We start from the raw sequence: 26,004 nt of genomic DNA, 5'->3' as shown, positions 1-26,004 counted from the left end.
CTCTTACTTCGCTCCGTCCGCGTAGGCGCCGATCAGGCGCACCGCTCCACCGTCGACGCCCTTGGCGCCCTGTTCGAACTCTCCTGCCGGCCGCGCGCCGAAGCCCACGGTTCCGACCTGCCACGCGGGCATGCCGTCGGCCGCGAGCGCTGCGATCGCGGCATCCTTCTTGTCGGCTGCGACGATCGCGAGGAACCCGATTCCGAGGTTCCAGGTGCCCTCGGCGGACTCCAGCGTGGACCCGGCGATGTCACTGAGCACGCGGAAGACCGGGCTCGGCGACCAGGTGCTGCGGTCGACCTCGGCCCAGCTGCCCTGCGGGAGCACGCGCGCGAGGTTCGCCGCGATGCCGCCGCCGGTGACGTGGCTGAGCGAGTGGACCCCGCCCGAGCCTGTGCCGCCGCCGAGCTGCTCGATGAGGCGCAGCAGCGGGAGCGTGTAGAGACGAGTCGGCTCGAGCAGCGCCTCGCCCCACGTCTTGCCGAAGTCGGCGGCGTTGTCGCCGTAGCCGATGCCCGCGTTCGTGACGATGTGGCGCACGAGCGAATAGCCGTTGGAGTGCAGTCCGCTGGACTCGACGGCGATGACGACGTCGCCGTCCTGCACGCGGTCGGCCCCGAGGATGCCGTCGGCCTCGACGACTCCGGTCGCGGCTCCTGCGACGTCGTAGTCGCGCGGGCCGAGAAGACCGGGGTGCTCGGCGGTCTCGCCGCCGATGAGCGCGGTGCCCGTCGCGGTGCACGCCTCGGCGATGCCGCGCACGATGTCGGCGATGCGCTGCGGGAAGACCTTGCCGCACGCGATGTAGTCGGTCATGAAGAGCGGCTTGGCGCCCACCACGACGATGTCGTCGACGACCATGCCGACCAGGTCCTGGCCGATCGTGTCGTGCTTGTCGATGGCCTGCGCGATGGCGACCTTCGTGCCGACGCCGTCTGTGCTCGTGGCGAGCAGCGGACGACGGAAGTCGCGCAGCGCACTCGCGTCGAACAGTCCGGCGAATCCGCCGACACCGCCGAGCACTTCAGGGCCGTGCGTCGCGCGCACGGAAGACTTCATCAGCTCGACGGCGAGATCGCCTGCAGCGGTATCGACGCCGGCTTCGGAATAGGGATTGGTGGGGGAGGCAGCCACACCTCCAGCCTACCGCCCGCGGAGACCTCCTCTCCCCTCCCTCCATCTCCTACGATGGGGCCATGGCCGACAAGCCGCAGTGGTTGATCCGCGAGGACGCGAGCGTTCCGGTGCTCGTCGCGCTCGCGCTGCGGCAATCGCTCGGCATCCGCGCACCGGAAGATCTTCCGAGCCTGCGCGATCTGCCCGTCCGGGCACCGGATGCCGCCGAGGTGACGCCCGAGCTCGAGAAGCAGTGGCGCGACTACTGGGACATGACCGTCGAGCCCCGAGCGCATCCGTCCGGCGTGCCGCTCGAGCTCGTCGACGGGTTCGACACGCTGGTGGCGCTGCCGGCGACCGGTGCCGAACAGCTCGCCGAGGCGATCGCGCCGCATGCCGCATCGGCGATGCACTACGCCCGCGTCGCACACGATCGCTACGTGTCGTCGATCCACAGCTCGATCGCCAACCGGTCGGGCGGCGGGACGATCGGGGGCGAGTCGTATCGCGCCTATGCCAGCGCGATCGCCGAGTTCGAGCGCGAGATCGGTCGCCGTGCGCACTCGTTCGAACTCAACGTGCAGGTGCTGCCGTTCTCGCAGCGGGGGATCTGGTGGATCGGCGCGCTCACCGTCGCGGTGACCGACGGCCTGCGCCGCGACGTGGTCTCGTTCGACGCGGCGATCCGGCCCATCATCGCCGAACTGGCGTGACACCCCGGGGCGTGATCAGTCGTTCGCGATGATCGTCTCGTGCTCGACCCTGACGACGTGGTCGTGGCGACGCGCGACGCGTTCGAGGATCAGCGCGACGACGCTCGCGAGGGCGAAGCCGATCGGCACCGTCCACAGCAGCAGGAATCCGAACACCTGTCCTGGCGGGTAGACGACGTTGACCGCTTCGGACGGCTCGTAGCTGCCCATCATCGTCAGGATGCCGGCGGCGATGATGCCGAGCACGACGCCGATGCCCATGAACACGCCGAAGCGCGGCACGCGGCGGACGGTCGCCTCGACCGTCTGGGAGGAATCGTGGGAGGACATGCATCCATTGTCCCACCGTTGGCTGCGGGTCGCTCCCCCTCCTGCGGTCGACCCGTGCGACGGGTCAGGGGCGCAGTGGCAGGACGTCCGAGAGATCTGCGCGGGTTCCGGAAGCGCTCACGCGCCCCGAGCCCGCCGCATCCGACCAGTGCTCCACGCCCGTCGCGACCGCGATCCAGGTCGCCGGGTCCATCTCGACGACATTCGGAGGGGTGCCGCGGGTGTGACGGGGGCCCTGGATCACCTGCACGGCGCCGAACGGGGGCACCCGCACTTCGACGCTGTTGCCCGGGGCCTTCTCGTCGAGCAGCTGCAGCAGGTAGCGCACGGCGGTCGCGAGGGGAGCGCGTTGCGGCTTCTCACCTGCGGCATCCGCGCGCCTGACCTCGTCGAGGGCGGCGCGTCCGTCGATGATGTCGATCTTCCTGGAGGGCATGGGGAAAGGGTACGCCGAGGCTTGTGCGGCGCAGGCGGGGGTGCCTCGTAGGCGCGGGCGCCTCGGACGGAGATCTGCGCCTCCGAAGGACAGATCACCCGAATCCCTCCTTCGCACGCGGAGATCTCCTTCGCCGGCGACCTGGATCGGACCGATAGTCGCCCGCCGCCCGCGCGCACAGGCATAGGCTCGAGGCGATGAGCCAGAATCCCGATACCCTGCGTGGCGCGCGAGCCGAGCTGATCGCGGCGACGCGGCGCGGTGATGCGTGGGCGAAGCCGTTCCCGACGGTCGGCGGCGGTGCGCATCCGGCATCCGTACTCGTGCTGTTCGGGCGGCTGGACAGTATCGCGGCCGGGACCGACGAGGCGACTGTCGCCGCCGACCTCGATGTACTGCTGCAGCGTCGGGCCGCGACCCTCTCGTCGCACCCCGGCCAGGTGTCCTTCCCGGGCGGCCGGGCCGAGGACACGGATGCGGATGCCGTCGCCACCGCCCTGCGCGAAGCCGAGGAGGAGACCGGACTCGACCCGGACGGCGTCGAGGTCCTCGCGACCCTGCCCGAGCTTCCTCTCGCCGCCAGCAACCACGTCGTCACCCCCGTGCTCGGGTGGTGGCGCACTCCGTCGCGCGTCGCCGCCGTCGATCACGCCGAGACGGTCGAGGTCTTCCGCGTTCCCGTGGCGCAGCTGCTCGACCCCGCCAATCGGCACACGTCGACCATCCACCGCATGGGACGCACGTGGAAGGGGCCCGCGTTCGACATCGACGGCACGATCGTGTGGGGCTTCACGGCGATGGTTCTCGATGCGCTGTTCGATGCAGCCGGGTGGACTCTGCCGTGGGACCCGTCGATCGAGCGGGCGATCGACGTCTGACCGGGAACCCGCCGAAACCCGCGCCCTCGCCTCGGTAGTCTGGACGGGTGAAGATTCTCGTCCTCGGTTCCGGTGCCCGTGAGCACGCGATCATCCTCGCTCTGCGAGCAGAGACCGCGGAGCACGAGATCTTCGTCGCCCCCGGCAACGCCGGCATCGCCCAGGATGCGACCCCCGTCACCCTCGACATGCTCGACGGCGCCGCGGTGACCTCCTTCGCCAACGAGCATGCGGTCGATCTCGTGGTCGTCGGCCCCGAGGCTCCTCTGGTCGCCGGAGTCGCCGATGTCCTCCGGGCCCATGGCATTCCCGTGTTCGGCCCGGGCAAGGCCGCGGCCCAGCTCGAGGGGTCCAAGTCGTTCGCGAAGCGCATCATGGATGCCGCCGGTGTCCCCACCGGTCGCGCAGTGCGCGCCACCACCACCGCAGAGGTCGAGGCCGCGTTCGACGACCTCGGCGCCCCGCACGTCGTGAAGGCCGACGGCCTCGCTGCCGGCAAGGGTGTCATCGTGACATCCGATCGTGCCGAGGCTCTCGCTCATGCCGAGCACTACCTGCCGTCCGGTCCCGTGCTGATCGAGGAGTTCCTCTCGGGCCCCGAGGTCTCGCTGTTCTTCCTGAGCGACGGCGACACCGTCCGAGCGCTCAGCCCGGCCCAGGACTTCAAGCGCGCGCTCGACGGCGACGAAGGCCCCAACACCGGCGGCATGGGCGCCTACTCGCCGCTGCCCTGGCTCGCCGACCAGTTCGGCAGCGAGCAGGCCTTCGTCGAGGAGGTCACCCGCGACGTCGCCCTGCCGGTGATTCGTCAGCTCGATGAAGAGGGCACGCCGTTCATCGGCCTGCTGTACGCCGGCCTCATCCTCACTCCCGCAGGCGTGCGCGTCATCGAGTTCAACGCCCGCTTCGGCGACCCCGAGACCCAGATCGTGCTGCCGCGTCTCGTGACCCCGCTGTCGGAGCTGCTGCTCGCCGCGGCATCGGGCACACTCGAGGATCAGCCCGAGCCCGTGTTCAGCGACGACGTCGCGATCACCGTGGTGCTCGCGAGCGAGGGCTACCCCGAGGCTCCGCAGACCGGCCGTCCGATCGAGGGCCTCTCCGATGCGGCGGCGGTCGAGGGCGTGCGTCTCGTGCACGCGGCGACCGCGAGCCCCGACGCACCCGGCGGGTCGCTGATCGCCACCGGCGGCCGCGTGCTCAACGTCGTCGCCGTGGGATCGGACTTCCGCACCGCGCGTGACCGGGCATACGAGGCCATCGGTCTCATCACCCTCGAGGGCTCGCAGTTCCGCACGGACATCGCTGCCCGCGTCGCGGAGTAGTCCGACCCGTCGTCGCTTTCCTGCCGATTCGCGCAGGTACTCCGCCAACTCGGCCGAGAACTGTTGACACCACCAGCTTTCTTCAAGAAAGTTGGCGGATGCCGCTCCGCTCCGACTGGTCGACAGCCACCTGCCCGATCGCCCGCTCCGCCGATGTGCTCGCCGACCCGTGGGTCCTCCTGATCCTGCGGGAGCTCTTCTCCGGCCGCTCGCGCTTCGACGAGCTGCGCGAGGCGACCGGCGCCGCCGACTCCGTACTCGCCCGGCGCCTCGCCTCGATGGGCGAGGCGGGTCTCGTCGCGCACGGTGACCCCGGCTACCGGCTCACGGACGCCGGACGCGAGACCCTCCCGATCCTGCACGCCTACGCGCGCTTCACGAGCACGACCGATCCTGACGGGTCCTGGGGCCTGACCGTCAGCTGCGGTCGCTGCGGCGAGGCGACGGCATCCGCCGACTGGTGCGCGACCTGCGCCGCCCCACTCGACGCCGACAGCACGCGATGGACCCGCCGCAGCATGGGCGGCGAGCCGTTCGCCCTCACGTCAGGCGACGCAGCGTGACCGCAGACTCGGTCGAGGAGCCGACCGGCACCCCGACACCCGCACTCCGGCAGCGCCGCATCCATCCCGCCTGGATCGTCGCACTCGTGGCCCTGATCGCACTGATCGGAGCCGCCGGATTCCGCGCCGCGCCCGGAGTGCTGATGCTGCCCCTGCAGGACGAGTTCGGCTGGACCACCGCAGAGCTCTCCCTCGCCGTCACGGTCAACCTGCTGCTGTTCGGCCTCACCGCTCCCTTCGCCGCCGCGCTGATGCAGCGCTTCGGCATCCGCGCGGTGACCGTGACCGCTCTGTTCGTGATCGGCGCCGGCGCCGCGCTGAGCGTCTTCGTCGCCACCCCGGCGCAGCTCATACTCACGTGGGGTGTGCTGATCGGACTCGGCACCGGGTCCATGGCGCTGGTCTTCGCTGCGACGATCACCGACACCTGGTTCGCGACCAGACGCGGGCTGGTCTCGGGTGTGCTCACCGCCGGCAGCGCGACCGGACAGCTCATCTTCCTGCCCGTGATCGCCGCGGCGGCCGAGGACATCGGATGGCGCGGAGCATCTCTCATCATCGCCGGCGGCGCTCTCGCGGTCGTCCCCCTGGTCTGGATCTTCGTGCGCAACCGACCGAGCGACCTCGGCGTCACCCGCTACGGCGACACCGGCCCCGTCACCGTGGCCGCGCGGCCGAAGGGCAACGCGTGGGGCGCCGCTCGCCTCGCCCTCACCACGTTGCGCGACGCCGCCCGCACCAAGACGTTCTGGGCCCTCGCGATCGGGTTCGCGATCTGCGGCGCCACGACCAACGGCCTGATCGGCACCCACTTCATCCCCAGCGCGCACGACCACGGGATGCCGACGACGACCGCGGCCGGACTGCTCGCCGTCGTCGGGATCTTCGACATCGCCGGCACCGTGTTCTCGGGGTGGCTGACCGACCGGGTCAACCCCCGCATCCTGCTGGCCGCTTACTACGCGCTGCGCGGCGTGAGCCTGCTCTTCCTGCCGAGCCTGCTGTCGGCCGAGGTGCAGCCGAGCATCATCGTCTTCATCGTGATCTACGGCCTCGACTGGGTGGCGACTGTTCCGCCGACCATCGCGCTGTGCCGCGAGGTCTTCGGAGACCGAGGGCCTCTGGTGTTCGGCTGGGTGTTCGCCGCGCATCAGATCGGCGCCGGCATCGCCTCGTTCCTCGCGGGCATGGTGCGCGACCACACCGGCCAGTACACGTTCGCCTGGTTCGCCGCCGCCGGGCTCTGCGCGGTCGCGGCGCTGGTCAGCGCGACGATCCGCCGGCATCCGGCGCCGACGCCGACTCCGACGCCCTGACCCGACACGAACGAAGGCCCCCGTCCGGAACCGGATGGGGGCCATCGTCACGGAGTCCAGCTCAGAGGACCTTCGAGAGGAAGTCCTTCAGCCGCTCGTTCTTCGGCGCGCCGAACAGCTCGGCGGGCGGCGCCTCCTCGACGACGACTCCGGCGTCCATGAACACCGTGCGGCCCGAGACCTCGCGGGCGAAGCCCATCTCGTGCGTCACGAGCACCATCGTCATGCCGCCGGACGCCAGGTCGCGGATGACCTGCAGCACCTCGCCCACCATCTCGGGGTCGAGGGCGCTGGTCGCCTCGTCGAACAGCATGATCTCGGGGTCCATCGCGAGCGCGCGGGCGATCGCCACGCGCTGCTTCTGACCGCCCGACAGGGATGCCGGCTTGGCGTCGGCCTTCTCGGCAAGGCCCACGCGGTCGAGCAGAGCCAGAGCGCGCTCCTTCGCCTGGGCCTTCGAGAGCTTGCCGAGCTCGACGGGAGCGAGGGTGATGTTCTCGAGCACCGTCATGTGCGGGAACAGGTTGAAGTGCTGGAACACCATGCCGATGCGCTGGCGCACCTCGTCGAGCTTGACGCTCTTGTCGGTCAGGTCGACGCCGTCGACGATGACATGGCCCGACGTGGGCTCCTCGAGCTTGTTGAGGCAGCGCAGCAGGGTCGACTTCCCCGACCCCGACGGGCCGATGACCGCGACGACTTCGCCGTCCTCGACCGTGAGGTCGATGCCCTTGAGCACGTGGTTGTCGCCGAAGGACTTGTGCAGGTCTCTGACCTCGATCTTGCTCATGCGGTGAACTTCCTCTCCAGGCGGTTCGCGAGCAGCGTCAGAAGCGTGATCACGACGAAGTAGATGATGGCGACGATCGTCAGCACCTGCGCCGACAAGTACGTCGAGGCGATGATCTGACGCGACACGAAGGTCAGCTCTGCGAGGCCGATGACGCTGATGAGCGACGTGTCCTTGAGGGTGATGATGCCCTGGTTGACGAACGAGGGGACCATGATGCGGAACGCCTGAGGCAGCACGACCTTCTGCATCGTCTTCCAGTGTCCGAGACCGAGCGAACGCGACGCTTCGGCCTGGCCCGGATCGACGGCCTGGATGCCACCGCGGATGATCTCCGTCATGTACGCGCCCGTGTTGAGCGAGAGCGTGATGGCTCCGGCGACGAAGGGGTTGAACGTGAGCCCGGGGAAGAGCTGCGGGATGGCGAAGAACACGAAGAACGCCTGCACGAGGATCGGTGTGCCGCGGAAGACGTAGACGTAGGCCGTGGCCACCCAGCGGAACGGCGCGAAGGCCGAGACGCGGCCGAAGCCGAAGATGAGGCCGAGGATGAACGCGGCCACGATCGCGACGAGCGTCGCGAGGATCGTGAGCCAGAGGCCCTCCATGAGAGCGGGCCAGTACTTCACGGCGACGGAGAAGATGTCGGTCGCCTGCGTGGTCTCCTCGCCGCCGGCGAGGTAGCTGTCGACGATCTCGTCGTACTCTCCGGAGGCCTGGAGATTCGCGAGACCCTCGTTGAACATCTCGATCAGCTCGGGGTTCTGCCCCTTGTTGACGGCGAACCCGTACTCGCCGCCGAGCTCCGGCTCACCGATCAGGCGGAAGCCCGACCCCTGCTGGATCCCGTAGGCGAGCACCGGGAAGTCCTCGAAGTAGCCGACGGCCTGGCCTGCCTTGACAGCGTCGACCATGTCGGTCGTGTCCTGGTAGGGCGTGATGCGGAAGCCGTACTCGTCCTGGTTCTCCTCCGCGAAGGTCTGGCCCTGCGTGCCGGTCTTGACCGCCACGGCCTCGCCGTCGAGGTCGTCGAGCGACTGGATGTCGCTCGACTCGAGCACTCCGAGCTGGATGCCGCTGGTGAAGTACGGCTCGCTGAAGTCGAACGTCTCCTGGCGCTCCTCGGTGATCGACATCCCGGCCATGACCGCGTCGACCTGGTTCGCCTGCAAGGCCTGCACGGCGGCGTCGAATCCGAGCTGACGGATCTCGACCTCGAAGCCCTGGTCCTTCGCGATCGCACGCAGCAGGTCCATGTCGATGCCGACGAGCTCACCGTCGGGAGAGGTGAACTCGAACGGCGCGAACGTGGTGTCCGTGCCGATGACGTAGGTCTCGGAGTCATCGGCCGCAGTCGCGGCGGAGGCTCCGCCGAGCAGGGCTCCGACGGCGACGAACGCCGTGAGCGCCATCGCCCCGGCGGTGCGTCCGAGCGCGCGCAGGCGCGCGGAAGCAGAGGTGGGATTTCGTATCACGACGGATGCTCCTCAGAGGGGACGGGCGGCAGGATGCTGCCACCGGGATGGTCGTCGACCATCAACCCTAACCGGCGACGACCGGCACCCCTGTCCCGGAGGCGCTTCGCGGATCGGCGTCAGAGCGTGATCCAGTAGCGCCGGAGCATGGCGTGTCCACGCTCCGACTGGTCGCTGACGTCCTGCAGCACGCCACCGGCGCCCTCGATCGTTCGGTAGGAGCCGACGTTGTCGTCGTCGCACGTGACCAGCACGCGCTCGAGTCCGATCTCGCGGGCACGCTCGAGTCCGAGCCGCAGCGCGGCCGATGCGTAGCCCTGGCGACGACGGGAGGCGCGCACCGAGTAGCCGATGTGACCACCCGCCTCACGCAGCCATTCGTTGAGCTCGTGCCGGAAGGACAGGAACCCGACGACCTCGCCGTCATCCACGATCCAGTACAGATCGTTGTGCACGGCATCCTCGGGCAGCTGCGCGGAGGTGTCGGAGAGAACCGCCGACTTCTCGATCAGCGCGTCCAGCGTCGCCCGATCCGGGGTGACCGGCGCCTGCAGACCCGACCCGTCGACGTGCCCGTCACCGAACTCGGCGACCGCAGCCGCCCAGGAGTCGAACAGGTCGGTGGTGGGCCTCGTGAGCTCGATCGTCATCGCCCGATGAGATCACATCCGCGGTCACGGCCGCAAACCGGGAGAGCCGGGCCCGCTGCACGATCGCGCAGTCGACCCGGCTCGCCGACGGACCGGTCACGCTGCGGGGGCGGGCGCCTCCGCGGGGGCGGATGCCGCGGCATCCGCCTTGTCGTAGCGACCGAGGAAGAGCGACGCCACGAGAGCGATGACCATCACGCACGCCGGCAGCAGGATCGCCTGCGACATGCCGGCGGCGAATCCCTCGGCGACCTGCGGAGGAAGCGATCCTCCGCCTTCGATCCCCGCGGGTGCGTCGGCGAGACCCGGCAGGTTCGCTTCGAGACGCGACTGCATGAACGCGGCGATGGATGCCGAGCCGATGACCGATCCGATGGTGCGGGTCGTGTTGTAGATGCCCGCGCCGGCACCGGCCTGGCGGGGAGGCAGCTTGCGCGTCGCGGTGGTGGCGAGCGGTCCCCACATTCCGGCGTTGCCGACGCCCATGAGCGCCGAGGGCAGCAGGAACATCCAGATCTCGGTATCCATGTTGATCAGGGCCGAGTACCAGACGAGCGCGACGACCACGCAGAGCAGACCGGGGATGAGGATGATCCGCGGGTCGATGCGGTCGAGCAGCTTGCCGGCGAACGGGGCGAGCACGCCCGACAGCACGGCCATCGGGATCAGCAGCAGCGCGGCCTGCGTCGGGGTGAGCCCTCGCGCCGTCTGCAGGAAGAACATCATCGGCAGCGACATGCTCGTCACGGTGAAGCCGACCGCGGCGATCGCGACGTTCGCCCCCGAGAAGTTGCGGTCGCGGAACAGTGCGAGAGGCACCAGGGCCTCGCTGCGCGTGCGCGCCTGCTGCACGATGAAGAGCGCGAGCACGACGAGGCCGGTGATGATGATGCTCCACACCGAGATCGGTCCCCAGATCACGCCCCAGTCGAACTTCTCGCCCTCCTGGAGTCCGAAGACGATGAGGAACAGCGCCACCGCGCTGAGGATGACGCCCAGGATGTCGAACCGGTGCGCACTGGTCTGCAGCTTCGGGACGAGCCTCCACGCGAGCACGAAGGCGACGATCCCGACGGGGATGTTCACGAAGAAGATCCACTCCCAGCCGAAGCCATCGACGAGCAGGCCCCCGACGAGCGGTCCCACGAGGGTCGCGACGCCGGCCGTCGCACCCCACAGCCCCATGGCGGCGCCGCGGCGCTCGGGCGGGAACGTGCGGGTGATCACGGCCATGGTCTGCGGCGTCATGAAGGCGGCGCCGAGCCCCTGCACGGCGCGAGCGGCGATCAGCATCTCGAGCGAGTTCGACAGCCCGCACCAGAGCGAGGCGAGCGTGAAGATCGCGAGGCCGATGAGGTAGATGTTCTTCGGGCCGAACCGATCGCCGAGACGGCCCGTGATCAGCAGCGGCACCGCGTAGGCGAGCAGGTAGGCGCTGGTGACCCACACGACGTTGTCGAGGTTGTTGGTGGTCGGGTCGAGCGCCGCCTTGATCGCGGGGTTCGCGACCGAGACGATCGTCGTGTCGACGAGGATCATGAAGAAGCCGATGACGAGCGCCCAGAGCGCGGGCCAGGGGCTCGCGGGTCGATGCCCGGCGGCGAAGGTGCCGGTCGAGGGACCGGATGACCCGGATGCCGTGGGCCGGCCTCCGGTCGAAGGGGAATCGGTCATTGCTGTGCAGCCTTTCGCTGAGCGAGGTAGCGGTCGGTGTTCTCGAAAGCCGTGGGCCCCCAGGGGAACTCCTCGGCCTCGAGACGATCGAGGAGCGAGTCGAGCCAGCGCAGCTCGGCGTCGAGCAGCACCTCCTGGCGCTCGAACTCGACGAGCACCTGCTCGGGGGCGCCCCTTCTGCGAGCGCCGACCAGCCCGTCACGGTGCAGCGCGTGGCCTTCGGCGAGCGCGGAGCGACGCTCGCGGAGGCGGTCGATGACGTCGGGACGCTCGAGATTGTGAGCCTCGGCGAGTGCGATGCGGAACTCGGCCGGGCGCTCGATGATCGACAGCTCGCGACGCAGCCAGGCGATCAGCGCGTCCCGTCCAGCATCCGTGAGCGTGTAGGTGGTGCGCTCGGGGCGGTTGCCCTCTCGGTCGATGCCCACCTCGTCGATGAGACCGGCCCGCTGGAGTCGGCCGACCGTGTGATAGAGCGTCCCGTTCGTGACGGCGAGCAGCCGTTCGTCGCGGCGCACGCGCATCAGGCGCACCATCTCGTAGGGGTGCATGTCGCCTTCGCGCAGCAGCGCCAGCACCATGACGCCCATCGGGGTCAATCGCTGCATCGGCCCCTCCCCAGATGGTTCCGCTTGAAATAGTCCATGTGGACTATACGCCTGGCACGCGTCATCGACAAGACGGCGCCCGCGAGCGTCAGCTGCTCAGCTTGCGCAGAGCCGATCCCTTGTGCGCCGCAGTGTCGCCGCTCTTCTCCGACTTCACGATGTAGGCGGGATCGTCGTCGGAGGCGGTGAAGCTCTGCCCGGCGAACCGGAAGTCCTTCGTCCGCTTCTCCTCGACGGTGCCGTGCGTGCGCCCCTGCGACGTGTTCCAGCTCACCCGGTCCCCCGTGGAGAGATCCTTCGTCATGACTCCTCCGTTCGTCTTCCGTCGAGCCTCGCCGATGCATCGGAGGTCGCACCAGGGCTTGACACGACACCGGCGACGTCGACCCGGGATAATGGGCGGGTGAGCACACCTTCGGACAGCAACGCGCAGACCATCCCCGGCTGGCGCCACATCTACTCGGGCAAGGTCCGTGACCTGTACGCCTCGGACGACGCCGCCGACACCCGCATCCTCGTCGTCGCGTCCGATCGCGTGAGCGCGTTCGACTTCGTGCTCTCGCCCGGCATCCCCGAGAAGGGCGCGCTGCTCACGCGTCTCAGCCGCTGGTGGTTCAGCGAGCTCGACGATGTGCCCAACCACCTCGCCGAGGGTGAGATCCCCGCGAGCGTCGCCGACCGCGCCATGCTCGCGCAGTCGCTGGAGATGCTTCCGGTCGAATGCGTCGTGCGCGGCTACATCACCGGATCCGGATGGGCGGAGTACACCGAGAGCGGCACCGTCTGCGGCATCCCGCTGCCCGCCGGCCTGCAGAACGGCGACCGCCTGCCCGAACCGCTGTTCACCCCGGCCTACAAGGCGCCCATGGGCGAGCACGACGAGAACATCACCTTCGAGCAGACCGTCGAGCTCGTCGGAGCAGAGCGTGCGGCCGAGCTGCGCGACGTCTCGATCTCGCTCTACACACGTGCCGCCGCGATCGCCGAGGAGAAGGGCCTGATCCTCGCCGACACCAAGTTCGAGTTCGGGACGGATGCCGACGGCGTCCTGCACCTGGCCGACGAGGTGCTCACGAGCGACTCGTCCCGGTACTGGGATGCCGAGGCCTGGCGCACCGGAACCACGCCGAGCGAGCGCATGGCGAGCTTCGACAAGCAGATCGTGCGCGACTGGCTGGCCGCGAACTGGGACAAGCAGGGTGAACCGCCCGTGCTGCCCGACGACATCGTCGAGCGCACCGCCGCCCGGTATCGCGAGCTCATCGAGCGCCTCGGGGCCTGAGGCCCGGTACCGCCCCCGTCCCTCACTCCGTTTCCCACTCGCTGCTAAGGAGATCTCACCCAGCGAAGGGGCGATCTGCGGATGCGGCCGTTCACTGCGCGAGTTCTCCTTCGTAGCGCGCGGCGACCCCGCCGCTCCTCCGTCCCCGCGCACCCAGCCAACACTCAGGAATCGGTAGTGTTGCTCCAGCACTCCCACTCCCCCCGATCCTGAGGAGCCCGCATGCCCCTGTGGAAGACCCACGGAAACGGACGCACCGTCGAACCCGGTGCCGTCGTCAAGCCCGAAGAGCGCCTGAACTGGCCGGCCACGATCGCGATCGGTGCCCAGCACGTCGTCGCCATGTTCGGAGCCACGTTCCTGGTGCCGACGCTGACCGGCTTCCCGGTCTCGACGACGCTGCTGTTCAGCGGCCTCGGCACCCTGATCTTCCTGCTGATCACGAAGAACCAGCTGCCCAGCTACCTCGGCTCGTCGTTCGCGTTCATCGCGCCGATCACCGCCGCGGTCGCAGCCGGCGGCACCGGATCCGCCCTCGCGGGCGTGGTCGCGGTCGGCATCCTGCTCACGGTCGTCGGCCTGGTCGTGCAGTTCGCCGGCCTCCGCTGGGTCGACGCTCTGATGCCCCCGGTGGTCGCCGGCGCGATCGTCGCCCTGATCGGCTTCAACCTCGCCCCCACCGCGTGGAACAACTTCCGGATCGACCCCGTGACCGCGACCATCACGCTCGTCGCGATCATCCTGTTCGCGGTGCTGTTCCGCGGATTCCTCGGACGCATCTCGATCTTCCTCGGCGTCGCCGTCGGCTTCATCTACGCCGCCTTCACGGGCTCGTTCGAGGTCCCCAACGCGCTGCGCGGAGGCAAGACGCCGGCGGAGCTCATCGCCGACGCCCCCTGGGTCGGTCTGCCCGAGTTCCAGCTTCCCGACTTCGTCGCTCCCGGCACCTGGTCGACTATCGCGATGTTCCTGCCGGTCGTCCTGGTGCTCGTCGCTGAGAACGTCGGGCACGTGCGCGGCGTCGCGACGATGACCGAAGACCCCGCGATCAACAAGCACACCGGTCGCGCGCTGATCGCCGACGGGGTCGCCACGACCATCGCCGGTGGTTTCGGCGGATCGGGCACGACGACATACGGCGAGAACATCGGCGTCATGGCCGCGACCCGCGTCTACTCGACCGCCGTCTACTGGGTCGCCGGTCTCTTCGCCATCCTGCTGGCGTTCTCCCCGAAGGTCGGCGAGGTCTTCAACTCGATCCCCGCCGGTGTGCTCGGCGGTGCGACCACCGCGCTCTACGGTCTCATCGGCATCATCGGCATCAAGATCTGGGTCGACAGCAAGGTCGACTTCTCACGACCGGTCAACCAGTACACCGCGGCCGTCTCGCTCGTGATCGGCGTCGCCGGCTTCTCGATGCAGCTCGGCGACTTCGCCTTCGGCGGCATCGTGCTCGGCACGGTCGCGGCTCTGCTGATCTACCACGTGGGCAACCTCATCGCCCGCGCCCGCAAGACCGGCGCCGACGACCCTCGCCCCCTCGAGGCCGTGGGGCCGCTGGGCGGAGACCCCGCGTAATCACACTCGACTCGCGAACGCGAAGATCCCGGATGCCGCTGAGGCGGCATCCGGGATCTCTGTGTCAGGGCGCGGTAGCTCTCAGGCGATGACGGCGATCACCGCATCGGGCGCGACCGAGGCCGAGAGCTCCACGCGGTGCGACAGCGTGCCGGCACGATGGGCGGTGACCGTGGTCTCCATCTTCATGGCGTCGAGCACCGCGATCGGGTCGCCCTCGGCGACGCTCGCCCCGTCGTCTGCGAGCCACCGCACGAGCGTTCCCGGTGCCGGAGCACGCAGCTCGGTCGGATCGGATGCGGCGGGCGCACCTCCGGAATCCGCCAGGCCGCCGAGCCCCGCGAGCAGCGCCATCGGGAGCCCGAGCACGACACGGCGCCCGTCGATCTCGACGGGGAAGCGCTGGAGAGCGGCATCCGGTGCGGGGGCGGGACGCAGTTGCGGCTCGAGGCGCGGCAGCAGGGTGCTCTCGATCCACTGGGTGTGCACCGCGTAGGTCTCGGTGGCGAACGCCTCGTCGTCGAGCGCGAGCATATCGAACGGGATGACCGTGGCCGGCCCCTCGACGACCAGCTCGCGCAGCGCCCGACGCGCCCGCACGAGGGCCGCGTCGCGGTCGTCGGCATGCACGACGAGCTTCGCGATCATCGAGTCGAAGGCGGGCTGAACGACGTCGCCCGCCTCGATGCCGCTGTCCCAGCGCACACCGGGTCCGCCGGGGATCCGCAGGGACTCGACACGACCGGGGCTGGGCAGGAATCCGCGACCCGGGTCTTCGGCGTTGATCCGGAACTCGAAGGCGTGCCCGGTCGGCATGGGCGTCTCGGTGAACGAGATCCCCTCGCCGAAGGCGATGCGGAACTGCTCGCGCACGAGATCCGTGCCGGTGACCTCCTCGGTGACGGGGTGCTCCACCTGGAGTCGGGTGTTCACCTCGAGGAAGGAGATCGTGCCGTCGGCCGCGAGGAGGAACTCGACGGTTCCTGCGCCGCGGTACTGCACCTCGGCGCAGATCGCCCTGGCCGCGTCGTGGAACCGCGTGCGCTGATCCCTCGACAGGCCCGGCGCGGGTGCCTCTTCGATGAGCTTCTGGTTGCGTCGCTGCATCGAGCAGTCTCGATCGCCGACGACCACGACGCCGCCGAGTCCGTCACCGAGCACCTGGACCTCGATGTGGCGCGGGCTCTCGAGGAAGCGCTCGACGAAGCACTCCCCCCGCCCGAAGGCGGCGATGGCCTCGCGCGTCGCGGCCTCGAAGGCATCCGCGACCTCCGACAGCTCATGCACCACCTTCAGCCCCCGGCCGCCTCCGCCGAACGCCGCCTTGATCGCGATCGGAAGCCCGTGCTCCTCGGCGAAGGCCACGGCCTCCTCGGGGCCGGCGAGCGGCTGATCGGTGCCGGCGGCCAGGGGGGCCCCGACGCGCTGCGCGATCCGGCGCGCGGTCATCTTGTCGCCGAGCGCATCGATGCTGTCGGGCGACGGGCCGATCCAGATGAGGCCCGCACCCTCGACGGCCCGCGCGAACTCCGCGCTCTCCGAGAGGAATCCGTAGCCCGGGTGCACGGCATCCGCTCCGCTCGTGCGGGCGGCGTCCAGCAGCGCATCGATCGAGAGATAGGTCGTCGCAGCAGTGTCTCCCCCCAGTCCGACGGCCTCATCGGCGAGCCGCACGTGCAGAGCATCGGCATCCTGGTCGGCGTAGACCGCGATCGACGTGTACCCGGCTTCGGCGCAGGCGCGGATGACGCGCACGGCGATCTCTCCGCGATTCGCGATCAGCACCTTGGTCATGAGGTCTCCTTGACGATGAAACGGATGCGCACGCCGGGCGGCAGCTGCGCGGCGAGGTCGAGACTGCGATCGGTGAGGGCGCCGATGATCGGATACCCGCCGGTGAGCGGGTGATCCGGGAGGAACAGCACGGGCTGACCGTCAGGCGGCACCTGGATCGCCCCGGTGACCGCCCCTTCGCTGGGCAGCTCGCCTCCGACGGAGCGTGCGAGGGGCCTGTCGCCCTCGAGCCGGATGCCGACGCGGTCGGACCGCGGGGTCACGGTCCACTCCTGGCCGGCGAGCGTCGAGAGCGCTGCGGAGGTGAACCAGTCGTCCCGAGGGCCGAGGGTGATCTCGAGGTCGACGACGTCACCGGATGCCGGCAGCGTCCGCGGGGTGACATCCGGCTCGACGGGATGCCGTGCGGAATCGCCGACGCGCAGTACGTCTCCTGCTGCCAGCGGAGCAGGTCCGAGCCCGGCGAGGGTGTCGCTCGCGCGGCTGTCGAGCGCCGTGTCGACGGCCACTCCGCCACGGACCGCGATGACGTAGCGCAGCCCGCTGGTCGGATGCCCCAGCGTGAGCTCGTCGCCCTCGACGGTGGCGAAGGGCGCGCCATGGGCGATGCGACGCGCCACACCGTCCGCGTCGATCAGGTCGAGCGTCCCGACAGCGCCCGTGACAGCGGCGACCCCGGCGCCCCGGAATCGCAGCACGGCACCGCCGACGCTCTCGAGCACCGCCGCGCCGCTCGCATTGCCCACTGCGCGGTTCGCCTCGCGCATGGCGCGGCGATCGGCGACACCGGACGCCGAGACGCCGAGCGCCGCGAATCCCGGACGACCGGCATCCTGCACCAGCAGCTGCATCGACGGACGCACGACCTCGACGGCCGGGGACGCCGGAGAATCCGGGTCCGTCGCGCTCGCCGCGGCGTCTCGCTCGGTGACGCGCCGCGCGTCGGCACGATCGTCTGCGTTGTCCGACATCACGGCCTGCGCCCGCACCTGCTCGAACCGCACCGTCGTGCCGGGCGACAGCAGCGCAGGTGGGTCGCGATCGATGTCCCACATCAGGGCATCCGTGCGTCCGATGAGCTGCCATCCGCCGGGGCTCTCGCGCGGGTACACGCCGGTGAACTGGCCGGCCAGGGCCACGGATCCGGCCGGCACACGGGTGCGGGGCGACGAGCGGCGGGGCACATCGAACAGCGGATCACTGCTCACCACATACCCGAAGCCGGGGGCGAAGCCGGAGAAGGCGACCGTCCACTCGGCGGCGAGGTGGCGGTTCACGAGCTCGGATGCCGAGACGCCCAGCAGGGATGCCGCCTCGTCGAGGTCTTCCCCGTCGTACCGCACCGGAACAGTGACCTCGCCGGTGGCCGGCAGATGAGCGGTGTCGATCTCGGTCGCGGCGAGCGCGCGGGCGAGATCGGCGGCCGACACCGCCAGCGGATCGAACCGCACGAGCACCGTGCGAGCGCCGGGGATGCGCTCGACCACGCCGTGCACGCCGTCCCACGCGAGGTTCAGACGCATCGCCTCGTCGAGGTCGGCCGCCTCGACGAGAAGCGCGTGGTCGGATGCCGTGAGGATGCGCATCAGACCAGGTACTCCGCATCGGGGACATCGGTGATGAACATGTAGCCGGGCGCGTGGGTGATGGCGAACGGCGGCTTCGAGGCCATGATGGCGGCCTGCGGCGTGACGCCGCACGCCCAGAACACCGGCACCTCGCCCTCGCGCACCTCAGGGGCATCGCCGAAGTCCGGGCGGGCGAGGTCTGCGATGCCGAGCGATACGGGGTCGCCGATGTGCACCGGGGCTCCGTGCACGGCGGGGGTGCGGCCGGAGATCTGCACGGCATCGGCCACGCGGTCCGCGGGGATCGGTCGCATCGACACGACCATCTCGCCGCTCAGCCTGCCCGCGGGGGTGCAGGGCACTGCGGTGCGGTACATCGGAACGTTGCGTCCGAGTTCCTGATGGCGGATCGGGATGCCCGCCTGCACGAGCCCGGACTCGAACGTGAAGCTGCATCCGATCAGGAACGAGACGAGGTCGGGTTGCTCCTCCCACGCCTCGGTCGCATCGGAGACCTCGTCGACCAGTTCGCCATCGCGCCAGACGCGGTACCGGCCGATGTCCGTGCGGATGTCGCTGCCCGGGGCGAGCCGCGATTCCACCTCGCCCTGTTCGATGACCTCGAGCACGGGGCACGGTTTCGGGTTGCGCTGCGCGAAGAGCAGCGTCTCGAAGGCCCAGTCCGCGGGCACCGAGATGAGGTTCGCCTGCGTCAGTCCGACGGCGACGCCGCTGGTCGGCGCGGCGTGCCCCGCCCGGATGGCGGCTCGCGCTGCCCGCGCGGCGGCGAGCTGGTCGGGGGTGGCGAGAACGGTCATCTCAGACTCCCGCGAACGGTGCGATCGTGATGCCGGCGTCCTGCAGCATCCGCTTGGTCTCGGCGGCCATGGCCACCGAGCCGGGGCTGTCGCCGTGCACGCAGATCGACTGCGCGCTGACGGGCACGTCGGTGCCGTCGATCGCGCGGATCACTCCTTCGCCGGCGAGGCGCACCATGCGCTCGGCGACCGCGACGGGGTCGTGCAGCACCGAGCCCGCCTCGGTTCGTGAGACGAGCTGGCCGTCGGGCTGATACGCCCGATCGGCGAAGGCCTCGGCCGCGATCTGCAGGCCCGCACGCTCGGCGACGTCGAGCACGACGCCTCCGGCCAGACCCAGCAGCACGAGGTTCGGGTCGATCGCGCGGATCGCCGCCACCACGTCCTTCGACTGCCGCTCGTCGCGGGCGATCGTGTTGTAGAGCGCTCCGTGCGGCTTGACGTAGGCGACCGTGCCACCGACGGCTGCGGCAAGACCGATCAGGGCACCGAGCTGGTACTCGACGTGCGCCTGCAGGGTGGCCGAGTCGATCTCGACCTTCGTGCGGCCGAAGTTCTCGTAGTCGCGGTAGCCGGGGTGCGCGCCGATCACGACGCCTCCGGCCACGGCGCTCTCGAGAGTCGATCGGATGCCCTCGGGGCTGCCCGCGTGGAACCCGCACGCCACGTTCGCGCTCGTCACGAGGCGCAGCATGCTCTCGTCGTCGCTGACCACCCGGTCGGGGACGTTCTCGCCGAGGTCGGAGTTCAGGTCGATCGATGTCATGGGGTCACGCTCCGATTCCGAGGAAGGCGAAGATGGGGCCGACCGAGACGATGCCCATGTACCAGGTCAGCAGCGTCACGAGCGTGCCGGCGATGAGCAGCCACAGCGGGTACTTCTTCGAGCCGAGCAGGTCACGGCGGAACCAGCCGATGTACATGAACACCGTGAGGCCGATGGGGAGGATGAGCCCGTTGAAGCCGCCGACGAAGACGAGGATCGCGGCCGGCGCCGTGCCGATCGAGAGGTAGACGATCAGCGACACGACGATGAAGGCGACGGTGGCCAGCTGCAGCGGCCACCCGCCCCGGAGCTTCTTCGTGAAGGTCGAGAGGAAGGTCGCTGACGTGTATGCCGCGCCGATCACCGAGCTGATCGCGGCGGCCCAGAAGATCGCGCCGAAGATGCGGAGTCCCGCGTCGCCGAGCACGGCGCCGAAGGCCTGTCCCGCGGGGTTCGCGGCCTGGCTCGACAGGTCGAGCGAGACGCCCGAGGCGACCACGCCGAGGATCGCGAGGAACAGCACGTAGCGCATGATGCCGGTGACGAGGATGCCGTTCGCCGCGGCGCGCATCACAGGACCCGCCTGCTCGGGACCGGTGTGACCCGAGTCGAGGTAGCGGTGGGCACCCGAGTAGGTGATGTATCCGCCGACCGTTCCGCCGACGATCGTGGTGATCGTGGCGAAGTTGAGCTCGTCCGGCGCGAACGTCTGGCGCAGCGCCTCGCCGATGGGCGGTTGGGCGATCACCGCGACGATCACGGTCATCACGATCATGCCGATGCCGAGCACGACGAGCACGATGTCCATCACCGGACCGGCCTTCTTGATGAGGAAGATGATGATCGCGAGGGCGGCGGTCAGCGCTCCGCCGAGCTTGGGATCGATGCCGAGCAGCGCGTTCATGCCCAGGCCGCCACCCGCGATGTTGCCGATGTTGAACGCGAGGCCGCCGATGACGACGAGCACGGCGATCACGTGCCCGGAGAACGGGATGGCCCTGTTGGCGAGTTCCCCGGCGCGCATGCCGGAGGAGGTGATCATGCGCCACACGTTCAGCTGCACGGCGATGTCGACGAGGATCGAGACGAGGATCGCGAACGCGAAGGCCGCCCCCATCGTCGCGGTGAAGGTGGCCGTCTGGGTGATGAACCCGGGACCGATGGCGCTGGTGGCCATCAGGAAGATGGCGCCGATCACGGCGCTGCGGCCGGCGCGTCTCTTGGCGGCGGAGAGCCGGACTTCGTCTTCGGCGGACAGCGGGGCTGCGGTGTTCTCTGACATTGCGGGGGGATTCCCATCGTCGTTGGTGGGTGTCGAGTGACACCCAGTGTAGAACGGATCGAGCAATATTGTTCAACAACTTTGTTTCCGCTGCGCTACGGCGGAGTTGCATTCGCGTGATGGCGGAGACGCTTCCTCGAACGATCCGCCCCGGCCGCCGCCTACGATGAAGGCATGAACCAGCAGGGCATGCTCGCCGATGCGCTCCGACAGCAGATCATCGACGGCGCGTTCGCACCCGGTTCCCGACTGTCGGAATCGGCCATCGCGGAGCACTTCGGCGTGGCACGCAACACGCTGCGCGAGGCGTTCCGCGCCCTCTCCGAGCAGGGTCTGCTCGAGCACGTGCCGCACCGGGGCGTCTCCGTCGCCTCGCCGTCGATCGCCGACGTGATCGACATCTATCGCGCACGTCGCATCATCGAGTGCACCGCGCTCCTGCACTCCGAGCCGGAGCATCCGGCGGTCCAGCAGATGCAGGAGGCCGTGCTCGCCGCCGAGGCCGCGGCGCACGACGCACTCCTCGACGACGCCGAGACGTGGCGCGCGGTGGGCAGCGCCAACATGGCGTTCCATGTCGCCCTGGTGTCGCTCGCGGACAGCCCCCGTCTGGCCCGCACCTACCGTGACCTCGCGGCAGAGCTGAGACTCGCGTTCCTGAAGATCGACGATCCTCGCTCGCTGCACGAGCCGTTCGTGCGCAAGAACCGCGCGGTGCTCGACACCTTCCTCGCCCGCGGTGCGGCGGCCGGTGCGGCCGAGCTCGAGCGCTACCTCGTGCAGTCCGAGCGCGTGGTGCTCGGGGCCTTCGCCCGGATGCAGCTGGGCTGACGCCGTCCGCGATGGAGGGTCGGCCGCAGCTCGGTCACTCCTCGTCCCGCAGAGCCCCCGCCGCCCTGGTCCTCGCGTCCGGATCCCGGGGCGCGAGATGCAGCGGAAGCGGCGCCTCGGGCTCGGGCAGGCCGTAGAGACGCCGCACCCAGCGTCGTGCGTCTTCGAGCGGGTAGGTGTCGCCGTAGACGGCGTACTTCATGAAGACGCCCTCGAGGGTGGTGCGCAGCATGATCTCCTCGAGCGGAGGATCGGCGGCACCCCTCTCGCGGAAGATCTCGCGGACGGCGTTCTCCGATGCGATCGCCTGCTCGGCGAACCGGGTCTCGGCCTCGGCGAACATGCGGTGGGTGCTGGGCTGCTGCTGCATCGCGAACACCGCTCGCTGCACCGGGAGGGCGAAACCGGTGGCGGCGAGAGCACCGTCGATGATCCCGGCGAGCCGGACGTCGGCGGGCCCCTCGACCTGCGGGATCGCGAAGAGCGCCTCGTACCAGCGGTCGATCACGGCGGCCACGAGCTGGTCCTTGCCGCCGAAGTGGTAGCTCACGAGTCCCTGCGCGACCCCGGCGCGGCGGGTGATCTCGGCGATGCTCGCGCCGGAGACGCCTCGTTCGGCGAACAGGATGATGGCCGATTCGAGAATGGCTTCGCGGGCGCGCTCCCGCGCGGCCCGGTTGTGTTCGTCTGAACGTGCCATCGGTGTCCCGCTCCCCAGCATCGGACGACTTCGGATTTCCCCCCGGAGGCTATATATTAGCGACTGAATAGCTGTTCAAGCTATGAGCGGCCCCAGGCCCCACCCTCAGGAGTGTGATGAGCCCGACATCATGGTTCACGCGTCCCCAGAGGCTCGCGCCATCCGAGCGGTTCTCCACCACCCACACCGAGGCGAACGAGATCGCGCTGGGCCTGCTGCAGATCAGCTCCCTCCCGTCCGGGCCCTGGAACGACCCGACGGCCCCCTCTCTGGGACCTGACGACAGGGCGCTCGTCGCCGAGACGTGGGGCATCCGCTCCCGTGACGACTGGCTCGGCATGATCGACCATCTCAGCACCGTGCGACGTCGACGTCAGGCCTGGATGCTCCGTCTGGCTGTCCGCAACGACCTGGACACCGCCCTCGGGCGTGTGCCGACCACGCGGGAGTGGCTCGCGGGGATCGTCGCCGAAGGCGGAGACGCGCGCGACGCGTTGCCGTTCGTGGCCGGCATCGAGCGCATCGAGCGCGAGGTGCGCAGACGAGTCGGAAAAGATGTCGTGACGCCCGATGTGTATGTGCGCACACTCGACGCGTATGCGCTCGGTCTGGCCGTGGCGATGACGACGTGGGGTGTCGCGCTCGGATACGCCGACGTCGCAGAGGCCCGCCGCATCATCCACCGGATCAACGTCGACACCCGCCCGTCGTTCGTGTCATGGGTCGATTTCGGCCTGAGCTACATCGCCGGGCGGGTCATGCACTGGAGCGACGGGAACCTCGACGCGGAGTCGTTCGAGAAGTACGGCGAGGTGTGGACGGATTTCGCGACGGCAGTGACGCCCAAGCGCAACGGCCCGTGGGCGACGCTGTCATGGCCCGCGACGATCGATCAGCGGTCACGGGACCGGATCGGCTGATCGCCCGAAGACCCACGGATGCGGACCGACCTGGAGGGGCGTATGGTCCGCATCCGTGTTCTTCGGTCGCACCCGTTCGATCCCGGCCCGCGCGAGGTCACGACGAGGCGCGCACCACGAGTTCGGTCGGCAGGATCGTCGTGTGCGCCGGGTCGCGTCCGGCCAGGCGCGAGAGCAGCACTCCGGCCATGGCCTCGCCCTGCGCGTACATGGGCTGCCGCATGGTGGTCAGCGGCGGGTCGGTGCTCAGCGCGACCGACGAGTCGTCGAACCCGACGAGCGCCACGTCCTCGGGAACACGGATGCCGGCCGAGCGCAGCGCCGTGAGCGCGCCACGGGCCATGAGGTCGCTGGCGACGAAGATCGCATCCGGACGCCCCGCCGCGAGGATGCGGCGCGCGGCATCCGCTCCGCTGGCTTCGCTGTAGTCACCGGCCTCCTCGGCGAACGGCGAGAGCCCCGCGTCGGCCAGTGCCCCGCGGAAGCCCTGCACGCGGTCGACGGACGAGACCATCGTGATGGGCCCCGAGATCGTGGCGATCCGCGTGCGACCGGTCTCGATCAGGTGCTGGGTGGCGGTGCGGGCGCCGGCGACGTTGTCGACGTCGACCACGTAGTCGCCCTCGCGGATGCGCACCGGCCTGCCGCCCCAGACCACGGGCACGGCATCGGCGACCCGGTCGATGAACGCGTCGCTCGTGTGGTGCGAGACGATGAGCGCGCCGTCCACACCGCCGTTGCGCACGAAGCTCGTCATCTTGTCGCCGGGGTCGTCGCTCGCGATCAGCAGGTTGAGCAGGTAGTCCGAGCCCCGGAGCGCCCCCGTGATGCCCGCGACGATCGCCGCGAAGAAGGGATCTCCGAAGAACCGCGTGGTGTCCTCGGGGACGATCAGGGCGATCGCGTGGGTCTGTCGGGACGCGAGTGAGCGAGCCGCGCGGTTGGGCACGTAGCTGAGCTCCTCGATGGCCCGCTTCACCGACTCGAGGGCTTCAGGACTCACCGCCGTCGACCCGTTGACGACGCGTGACACCGTCGACCGTGAGACTCCGGCGGCCGATGCCACCTCTTCGATGGTCGCTCGTGACGACACGACTCTCCCTCCGTCCGGCGGCGAGGCCGGATGCTCCCTGGTGACGCCGCCCGGCGTCAGAGAGCGCGAGCGGCGATGATGCGAGCGTACTCCCGACCGGAGTCCTTCAGACTCCGCTCCTGGGTGTCGTAGTCGACGCGCACGATGCCGAACCGCTTGTCGTAGCCCCAGGCCCACTCGAAGTTGTCGAACATCGACCAGTAGAAGTAGCCGCGCACGTCGACGCCGGCATCCGCCGCATCGAGCACGGCGGCCAGGTGCAGGCGCAGGAACTCGGTGCGGTCCTCGTCGTGCACGCGGGTCTCACCGTCTTCGACGACCGCGACGTCGTCATAGGCGGCACCGTTCTCGGTCATGTACAGCACGGTTCCGGCGGGCTCGGCGTACTCGGTCCACACGCGCTGCAGCAGACGGGTGAGCCCCTCGGGCTGCACCTCCCAGTTCTGCGCCGTGCGGGGCAGTCCGCGTTCGACGGGGTGGATGCCCTCGCTCGACGGATACGGGCTTCGACCGACCCGGTCGGTCGCGGGGCCGCCGCTGAGCGGGGTCCGCTCAGGGGCGGGAGCCGTGCCCGAGACGAAGTCGCCGTGGTAGTAGTTGACGCCCTGCGTGTCGATGCGCTGAGAGATGACGTCGAGGTCGCCGTCGTGCACGGCATCCGTGAAGCGGGCGACGGCATCGGCATCCACCGACCGGATGTCCCGGATGATGTCGTCCGGGTACACGCCCCGGTAGATCGGGTCGAGGAACCAGCGGTTGAACTGGCCGTCGACGCGACGCGCGGCGTCGATGTCTGCGGGGTTGGTCGGATCGGCGGGGTCTGCGACCGTGTGGTTCAGCGTGATGCCGAGATTCAGGCTCGCATCCCGGCCACGCAGCTCGCGGACCGTCTCGCCGTGGGCGAGCAGCAGGTGGTGCGCCGAGAGCAGACCCTCGGCGACGCTCGTGTGACCCGGAGCGTGCTCGCCGCCGGTATAAGAGAGGAACGACGAGCACCACGGCTCGTTCAGGGTCGTCCACACGTTCACCCGATCGCCCAGGGCGTCGTGCATCGTGCCGGCGTACTCGAGGAAGCGGGCGACGGTGTCACGGTTGGTCCACCCGCCGGTCTCCTGCAGCGCCTGCGGCATGTCCCAGTGATAGAGCGTCAGCCAGGGAAGGATGTCGTTCGCGAGCAGCTCGTCGACCAGGCGCTCGTAGAAGTCGACGCCCTTCGCGTTGACCGCGCCGCCGTCGGGCCGGACGCGCGACCACGAGGTCGAGAAGCGGTAGGTCTGCAGCCCGAGCTCCTTCATGAGAGCGACGTCCTGCGGATAGCGGTGGTAGTGGTCGCACGCCACATCGCCGTTGTCGCCGCCGATCACGGCGCCGGGCTCCCTGCTGAAGGCATCCCAGATCGACGCGGTGCGCCCGTCTTCGAAAGCCGCCCCTTCGATCTGGTACGCCGCTGTCGCGGCGCCGAACAGGAAGTTCTCGGGAAAGGCACGGGTCATAGGGG

General features: G+C 69.6%; 26 protein-coding genes. 9 read left to right on the top strand and 17 right to left on the bottom strand.

What is annotated here, in order from left to right; translation table 11 throughout:
- Window positions 1–3: 3 nt before the first annotated feature.
- A complete protein-coding gene (gene purM / locus AB0P11_RS02235; protein ID WP_053098614.1) occupies window positions 4–1,134 on the bottom strand; it encodes a phosphoribosylformylglycinamidine cyclo-ligase in 1,131 nt (376 codons plus the stop codon).
- 62 nt (window positions 1,135–1,196) lie between these two features.
- Between purM and AB0P11_RS02230 the strand changes: the two genes are divergently transcribed.
- The gene (locus AB0P11_RS02230; protein WP_053098613.1) at window positions 1,197–1,829 is read left to right on the top strand and encodes a hypothetical protein; all 633 of its coding nucleotides are present in this window, start codon (window positions 1,197–1,199) and stop codon (window positions 1,827–1,829) included.
- Window positions 1,830–1,844: 15 nt separating this feature from the next.
- Here AB0P11_RS02230 and AB0P11_RS02225 read toward each other — a convergent pair whose 3' ends face one another.
- Together AB0P11_RS02225 and AB0P11_RS02220 are read right to left on the bottom strand one after the other, a co-directional pair.
- On the bottom strand, window positions 1,845–2,159 hold the full coding sequence (locus AB0P11_RS02225) for a hypothetical protein (RefSeq protein WP_053098612.1): 315 nt from the start codon (window positions 2,157–2,159) through the stop codon (window positions 1,845–1,847).
- Between the two features lie 64 nt (window positions 2,160–2,223).
- The gene (locus tag AB0P11_RS02220; RefSeq protein ID WP_056276513.1) at window positions 2,224–2,595 is read right to left on the bottom strand and encodes a sterol carrier family protein; all 372 of its coding nucleotides are present in this window, start codon (window positions 2,593–2,595) and stop codon (window positions 2,224–2,226) included.
- Between the two features lie 197 nt (window positions 2,596–2,792).
- Between AB0P11_RS02220 and AB0P11_RS02215 the strand changes: the two genes are divergently transcribed.
- From AB0P11_RS02215 to AB0P11_RS02200, 4 genes are all read left to right on the top strand, one after another.
- Window positions 2,793–3,473: a CoA pyrophosphatase gene (locus tag AB0P11_RS02215; protein WP_363519373.1), complete on the top strand. Its 681-nt coding sequence runs from the start codon at window positions 2,793–2,795 to the stop codon at window positions 3,471–3,473.
- Window positions 3,474–3,520: 47 nt separating this feature from the next.
- On the top strand, window positions 3,521–4,798 hold the full coding sequence (purD, locus tag AB0P11_RS02210; RefSeq protein WP_363519370.1) for a phosphoribosylamine--glycine ligase: 1,278 nt from the start codon (window positions 3,521–3,523) through the stop codon (window positions 4,796–4,798).
- Window positions 4,799–4,896: 98 nt separating this feature from the next.
- The gene (locus AB0P11_RS02205) at window positions 4,897–5,361 is read left to right on the top strand and encodes a helix-turn-helix domain-containing protein (protein WP_363519367.1); all 465 of its coding nucleotides are present in this window, start codon (window positions 4,897–4,899) and stop codon (window positions 5,359–5,361) included.
- Entirely contained in the window at window positions 5,358–6,677 is a 1,320-nt protein-coding gene (locus AB0P11_RS02200) for an MFS transporter (protein ID WP_072590634.1), read from the top strand. The genes AB0P11_RS02205 and AB0P11_RS02200 overlap by 4 nt, the downstream gene beginning before the upstream one ends.
- 61 nt (window positions 6,678–6,738) lie before the next feature.
- On the opposite strand, the gene AB0P11_RS02195 is transcribed toward AB0P11_RS02200, so the two are convergent.
- The 6 genes from AB0P11_RS02195 to AB0P11_RS02170 all read right to left on the bottom strand — a co-directional run bounded on the left by AB0P11_RS02195 (window position 6,739) and on the right by AB0P11_RS02170 (window position 12,178).
- Complete coding sequence (locus AB0P11_RS02195; protein WP_056276496.1) at window positions 6,739–7,467, bottom strand: amino acid ABC transporter ATP-binding protein; 729 nt, start codon at window positions 7,465–7,467, stop codon at window positions 6,739–6,741.
- The gene (locus AB0P11_RS02190) at window positions 7,464–8,942 is read right to left on the bottom strand and encodes an amino acid ABC transporter substrate-binding protein/permease (protein ID WP_072590633.1); all 1,479 of its coding nucleotides are present in this window, start codon (window positions 8,940–8,942) and stop codon (window positions 7,464–7,466) included. The genes AB0P11_RS02195 and AB0P11_RS02190 overlap by 4 nt, the downstream gene beginning before the upstream one ends.
- Before the next feature lie 119 nt (window positions 8,943–9,061).
- A complete protein-coding gene (locus tag AB0P11_RS02185) occupies window positions 9,062–9,592 on the bottom strand; it encodes a GNAT family N-acetyltransferase (protein ID WP_072590632.1) in 531 nt (176 codons plus the stop codon).
- A 96-nt stretch (window positions 9,593–9,688) separates the two neighbouring features.
- Complete coding sequence (locus tag AB0P11_RS02180; protein WP_056276494.1) at window positions 9,689–11,266, bottom strand: DHA2 family efflux MFS transporter permease subunit; 1,578 nt, start codon at window positions 11,264–11,266, stop codon at window positions 9,689–9,691.
- Entirely contained in the window at window positions 11,263–11,874 is a 612-nt protein-coding gene (locus AB0P11_RS02175) for a PadR family transcriptional regulator (protein WP_053098603.1), read from the bottom strand. The genes AB0P11_RS02180 and AB0P11_RS02175 overlap by 4 nt, the downstream gene beginning before the upstream one ends.
- Window positions 11,875–11,962: 88 nt before the next feature.
- On the bottom strand, window positions 11,963–12,178 hold the full coding sequence (locus tag AB0P11_RS02170) for a DUF2945 domain-containing protein (RefSeq protein WP_072590630.1): 216 nt from the start codon (window positions 12,176–12,178) through the stop codon (window positions 11,963–11,965).
- A gap of 99 nt (window positions 12,179–12,277) precedes the next feature.
- Between AB0P11_RS02170 and AB0P11_RS02165 the strand changes: the two genes are divergently transcribed.
- Both AB0P11_RS02165 and AB0P11_RS02160 read left to right on the top strand, forming a co-directional pair.
- Window positions 12,278–13,156 (top strand): phosphoribosylaminoimidazolesuccinocarboxamide synthase, encoded by an 879-nt coding sequence (locus AB0P11_RS02165; protein ID WP_056276492.1) that lies wholly within the window; start codon window positions 12,278–12,280, stop codon window positions 13,154–13,156.
- Between the two features lie 222 nt (window positions 13,157–13,378).
- Window positions 13,379–14,734 carry a solute carrier family 23 protein gene (locus AB0P11_RS02160; protein ID WP_056276489.1) on the top strand — a complete coding sequence of 452 codons (1,356 nt, stop codon included), beginning with the start codon at window positions 13,379–13,381 and terminating at the stop codon, window positions 14,732–14,734.
- Window positions 14,735–14,815: 81 nt separating this feature from the next.
- Here the strand turns inward: AB0P11_RS02160 and AB0P11_RS02155 are convergent, their stop codons facing one another.
- From AB0P11_RS02155 to AB0P11_RS02135, 5 genes are read right to left on the bottom strand one after another with little or no spacing between them, the layout of a single operon-like run.
- On the bottom strand, window positions 14,816–16,528 hold the full coding sequence (locus AB0P11_RS02155; RefSeq protein ID WP_363519358.1) for a biotin carboxylase N-terminal domain-containing protein: 1,713 nt from the start codon (window positions 16,526–16,528) through the stop codon (window positions 14,816–14,818).
- The gene (locus tag AB0P11_RS02150; protein WP_363519355.1) at window positions 16,525–18,114 is read right to left on the bottom strand and encodes an urea amidolyase family protein; all 1,590 of its coding nucleotides are present in this window, start codon (window positions 18,112–18,114) and stop codon (window positions 16,525–16,527) included. The genes AB0P11_RS02155 and AB0P11_RS02150 overlap by 4 nt, the downstream gene beginning before the upstream one ends.
- Entirely contained in the window at window positions 18,114–18,914 is an 801-nt protein-coding gene (locus AB0P11_RS02145; protein ID WP_363519352.1) for a putative hydro-lyase, read from the bottom strand. The genes AB0P11_RS02150 and AB0P11_RS02145 overlap by 1 nt, the downstream gene beginning before the upstream one ends.
- A 1-nt stretch (window position 18,915) precedes the next feature.
- Window positions 18,916–19,680 (bottom strand): 5-oxoprolinase subunit PxpA, encoded by a 765-nt coding sequence (locus AB0P11_RS02140; RefSeq protein ID WP_053098596.1) that lies wholly within the window; start codon window positions 19,678–19,680, stop codon window positions 18,916–18,918.
- Between the two features lie 4 nt (window positions 19,681–19,684).
- A complete protein-coding gene (locus tag AB0P11_RS02135; protein WP_053098595.1) occupies window positions 19,685–20,962 on the bottom strand; it encodes an NRAMP family divalent metal transporter in 1,278 nt (425 codons plus the stop codon).
- 174 nt (window positions 20,963–21,136) lie between these two features.
- Here AB0P11_RS02135 and AB0P11_RS02130 point away from each other — a divergent pair, with 174 nt between their 5' ends.
- Window positions 21,137–21,793: a GntR family transcriptional regulator gene (locus AB0P11_RS02130; protein WP_053098594.1), complete on the top strand. Its 657-nt coding sequence runs from the start codon at window positions 21,137–21,139 to the stop codon at window positions 21,791–21,793.
- A 34-nt stretch (window positions 21,794–21,827) separates the two neighbouring features.
- On the opposite strand, the gene AB0P11_RS02125 is transcribed toward AB0P11_RS02130, so the two are convergent.
- Window positions 21,828–22,493 carry a TetR/AcrR family transcriptional regulator gene (locus AB0P11_RS02125; protein ID WP_363519347.1) on the bottom strand — a complete coding sequence of 222 codons (666 nt, stop codon included), beginning with the start codon at window positions 22,491–22,493 and terminating at the stop codon, window positions 21,828–21,830.
- A gap of 116 nt (window positions 22,494–22,609) precedes the next feature.
- Between AB0P11_RS02125 and AB0P11_RS02120 the strand changes: the two genes are divergently transcribed.
- Complete coding sequence (locus AB0P11_RS02120; protein WP_363519344.1) at window positions 22,610–23,413, top strand: DUF1266 domain-containing protein; 804 nt, start codon at window positions 22,610–22,612, stop codon at window positions 23,411–23,413.
- Window positions 23,414–23,510: 97 nt separating this feature from the next.
- Here the strand turns inward: AB0P11_RS02120 and AB0P11_RS02115 are convergent, their stop codons facing one another.
- Window positions 23,511–24,506 (bottom strand): LacI family DNA-binding transcriptional regulator, encoded by a 996-nt coding sequence (locus tag AB0P11_RS02115; RefSeq protein ID WP_056276469.1) that lies wholly within the window; start codon window positions 24,504–24,506, stop codon window positions 23,511–23,513.
- 56 nt (window positions 24,507–24,562) lie between these two features.
- A complete protein-coding gene (locus tag AB0P11_RS02110) occupies window positions 24,563–25,999 on the bottom strand; it encodes a GH1 family beta-glucosidase (protein ID WP_320489654.1) in 1,437 nt (478 codons plus the stop codon).
- Window positions 26,000–26,004: the final 5 nt, after the last annotated feature.

The organism is Microbacterium sp. NPDC079176, from assembly GCF_040686675.1.
GTDB lineage: Bacteria > Actinomycetota > Actinomycetes > Actinomycetales > Microbacteriaceae > Microbacterium.
The sequence above is the reverse complement of the archived record's forward strand: the minus strand, read 5'-3'. Positions and strand labels throughout refer to the sequence as shown.

What these genes read in the sequence shown, in the direction of transcription:
- AB0P11_RS02230 (WP_053098613.1), top strand. Translation starts at nt 1,197, where the DNA reads ATGGCCGACAAGCCGCAGTGGTTGATCCGCGAGGACGCGAGCGTTCCG.
- AB0P11_RS02225 (WP_053098612.1), bottom strand. Translation starts at nt 2,159, where the DNA reads ATGTCCTCCCACGATTCCTCCCAGACGGTCGAGGCGACCGTCCGCCGC.
- AB0P11_RS02220 (WP_056276513.1), bottom strand. Translation starts at nt 2,595, where the DNA reads ATGCCCTCCAGGAAGATCGACATCATCGACGGACGCGCCGCCCTCGAC.
- AB0P11_RS02215 (WP_363519373.1), top strand. Translation starts at nt 2,793, where the DNA reads ATGAGCCAGAATCCCGATACCCTGCGTGGCGCGCGAGCCGAGCTGATC.
- AB0P11_RS02205 (WP_363519367.1), top strand. Translation starts at nt 4,897, where the DNA reads ATGCCGCTCCGCTCCGACTGGTCGACAGCCACCTGCCCGATCGCCCGC.
- AB0P11_RS02195 (WP_056276496.1), bottom strand. Translation starts at nt 7,467, where the DNA reads ATGAGCAAGATCGAGGTCAGAGACCTGCACAAGTCCTTCGGCGACAAC.
- AB0P11_RS02185 (WP_072590632.1), bottom strand. Translation starts at nt 9,592, where the DNA reads ATGACGATCGAGCTCACGAGGCCCACCACCGACCTGTTCGACTCCTGG.
- AB0P11_RS02180 (WP_056276494.1), bottom strand. Translation starts at nt 11,266, where the DNA reads ATGACCGATTCCCCTTCGACCGGAGGCCGGCCCACGGCATCCGGGTCA.
- AB0P11_RS02175 (WP_053098603.1), bottom strand. Translation starts at nt 11,874, where the DNA reads ATGCAGCGATTGACCCCGATGGGCGTCATGGTGCTGGCGCTGCTGCGC.
- AB0P11_RS02170 (WP_072590630.1), bottom strand. Translation starts at nt 12,178, where the DNA reads ATGACGAAGGATCTCTCCACGGGGGACCGGGTGAGCTGGAACACGTCG.
- AB0P11_RS02160 (WP_056276489.1), top strand. Translation starts at nt 13,379, where the DNA reads ATGCCCCTGTGGAAGACCCACGGAAACGGACGCACCGTCGAACCCGGT.
- AB0P11_RS02155 (WP_363519358.1), bottom strand. Translation starts at nt 16,528, where the DNA reads ATGACCAAGGTGCTGATCGCGAATCGCGGAGAGATCGCCGTGCGCGTC.
- AB0P11_RS02150 (WP_363519355.1), bottom strand. Translation starts at nt 18,114, where the DNA reads ATGCGCATCCTCACGGCATCCGACCACGCGCTTCTCGTCGAGGCGGCC.
- AB0P11_RS02145 (WP_363519352.1), bottom strand. Translation starts at nt 18,914, where the DNA reads ATGACCGTTCTCGCCACCCCCGACCAGCTCGCCGCCGCGCGGGCAGCG.
- AB0P11_RS02140 (WP_053098596.1), bottom strand. Translation starts at nt 19,680, where the DNA reads ATGACATCGATCGACCTGAACTCCGACCTCGGCGAGAACGTCCCCGAC.
- AB0P11_RS02135 (WP_053098595.1), bottom strand. Translation starts at nt 20,962, where the DNA reads ATGTCAGAGAACACCGCAGCCCCGCTGTCCGCCGAAGACGAAGTCCGG.
- AB0P11_RS02130 (WP_053098594.1), top strand. Translation starts at nt 21,137, where the DNA reads ATGAACCAGCAGGGCATGCTCGCCGATGCGCTCCGACAGCAGATCATC.
- AB0P11_RS02125 (WP_363519347.1), bottom strand. Translation starts at nt 22,493, where the DNA reads ATGGCACGTTCAGACGAACACAACCGGGCCGCGCGGGAGCGCGCCCGC.
- AB0P11_RS02120 (WP_363519344.1), top strand. Translation starts at nt 22,610, where the DNA reads ATGAGCCCGACATCATGGTTCACGCGTCCCCAGAGGCTCGCGCCATCC.
- AB0P11_RS02110 (WP_320489654.1), bottom strand. Translation starts at nt 25,999, where the DNA reads ATGACCCGTGCCTTTCCCGAGAACTTCCTGTTCGGCGCCGCGACAGCG.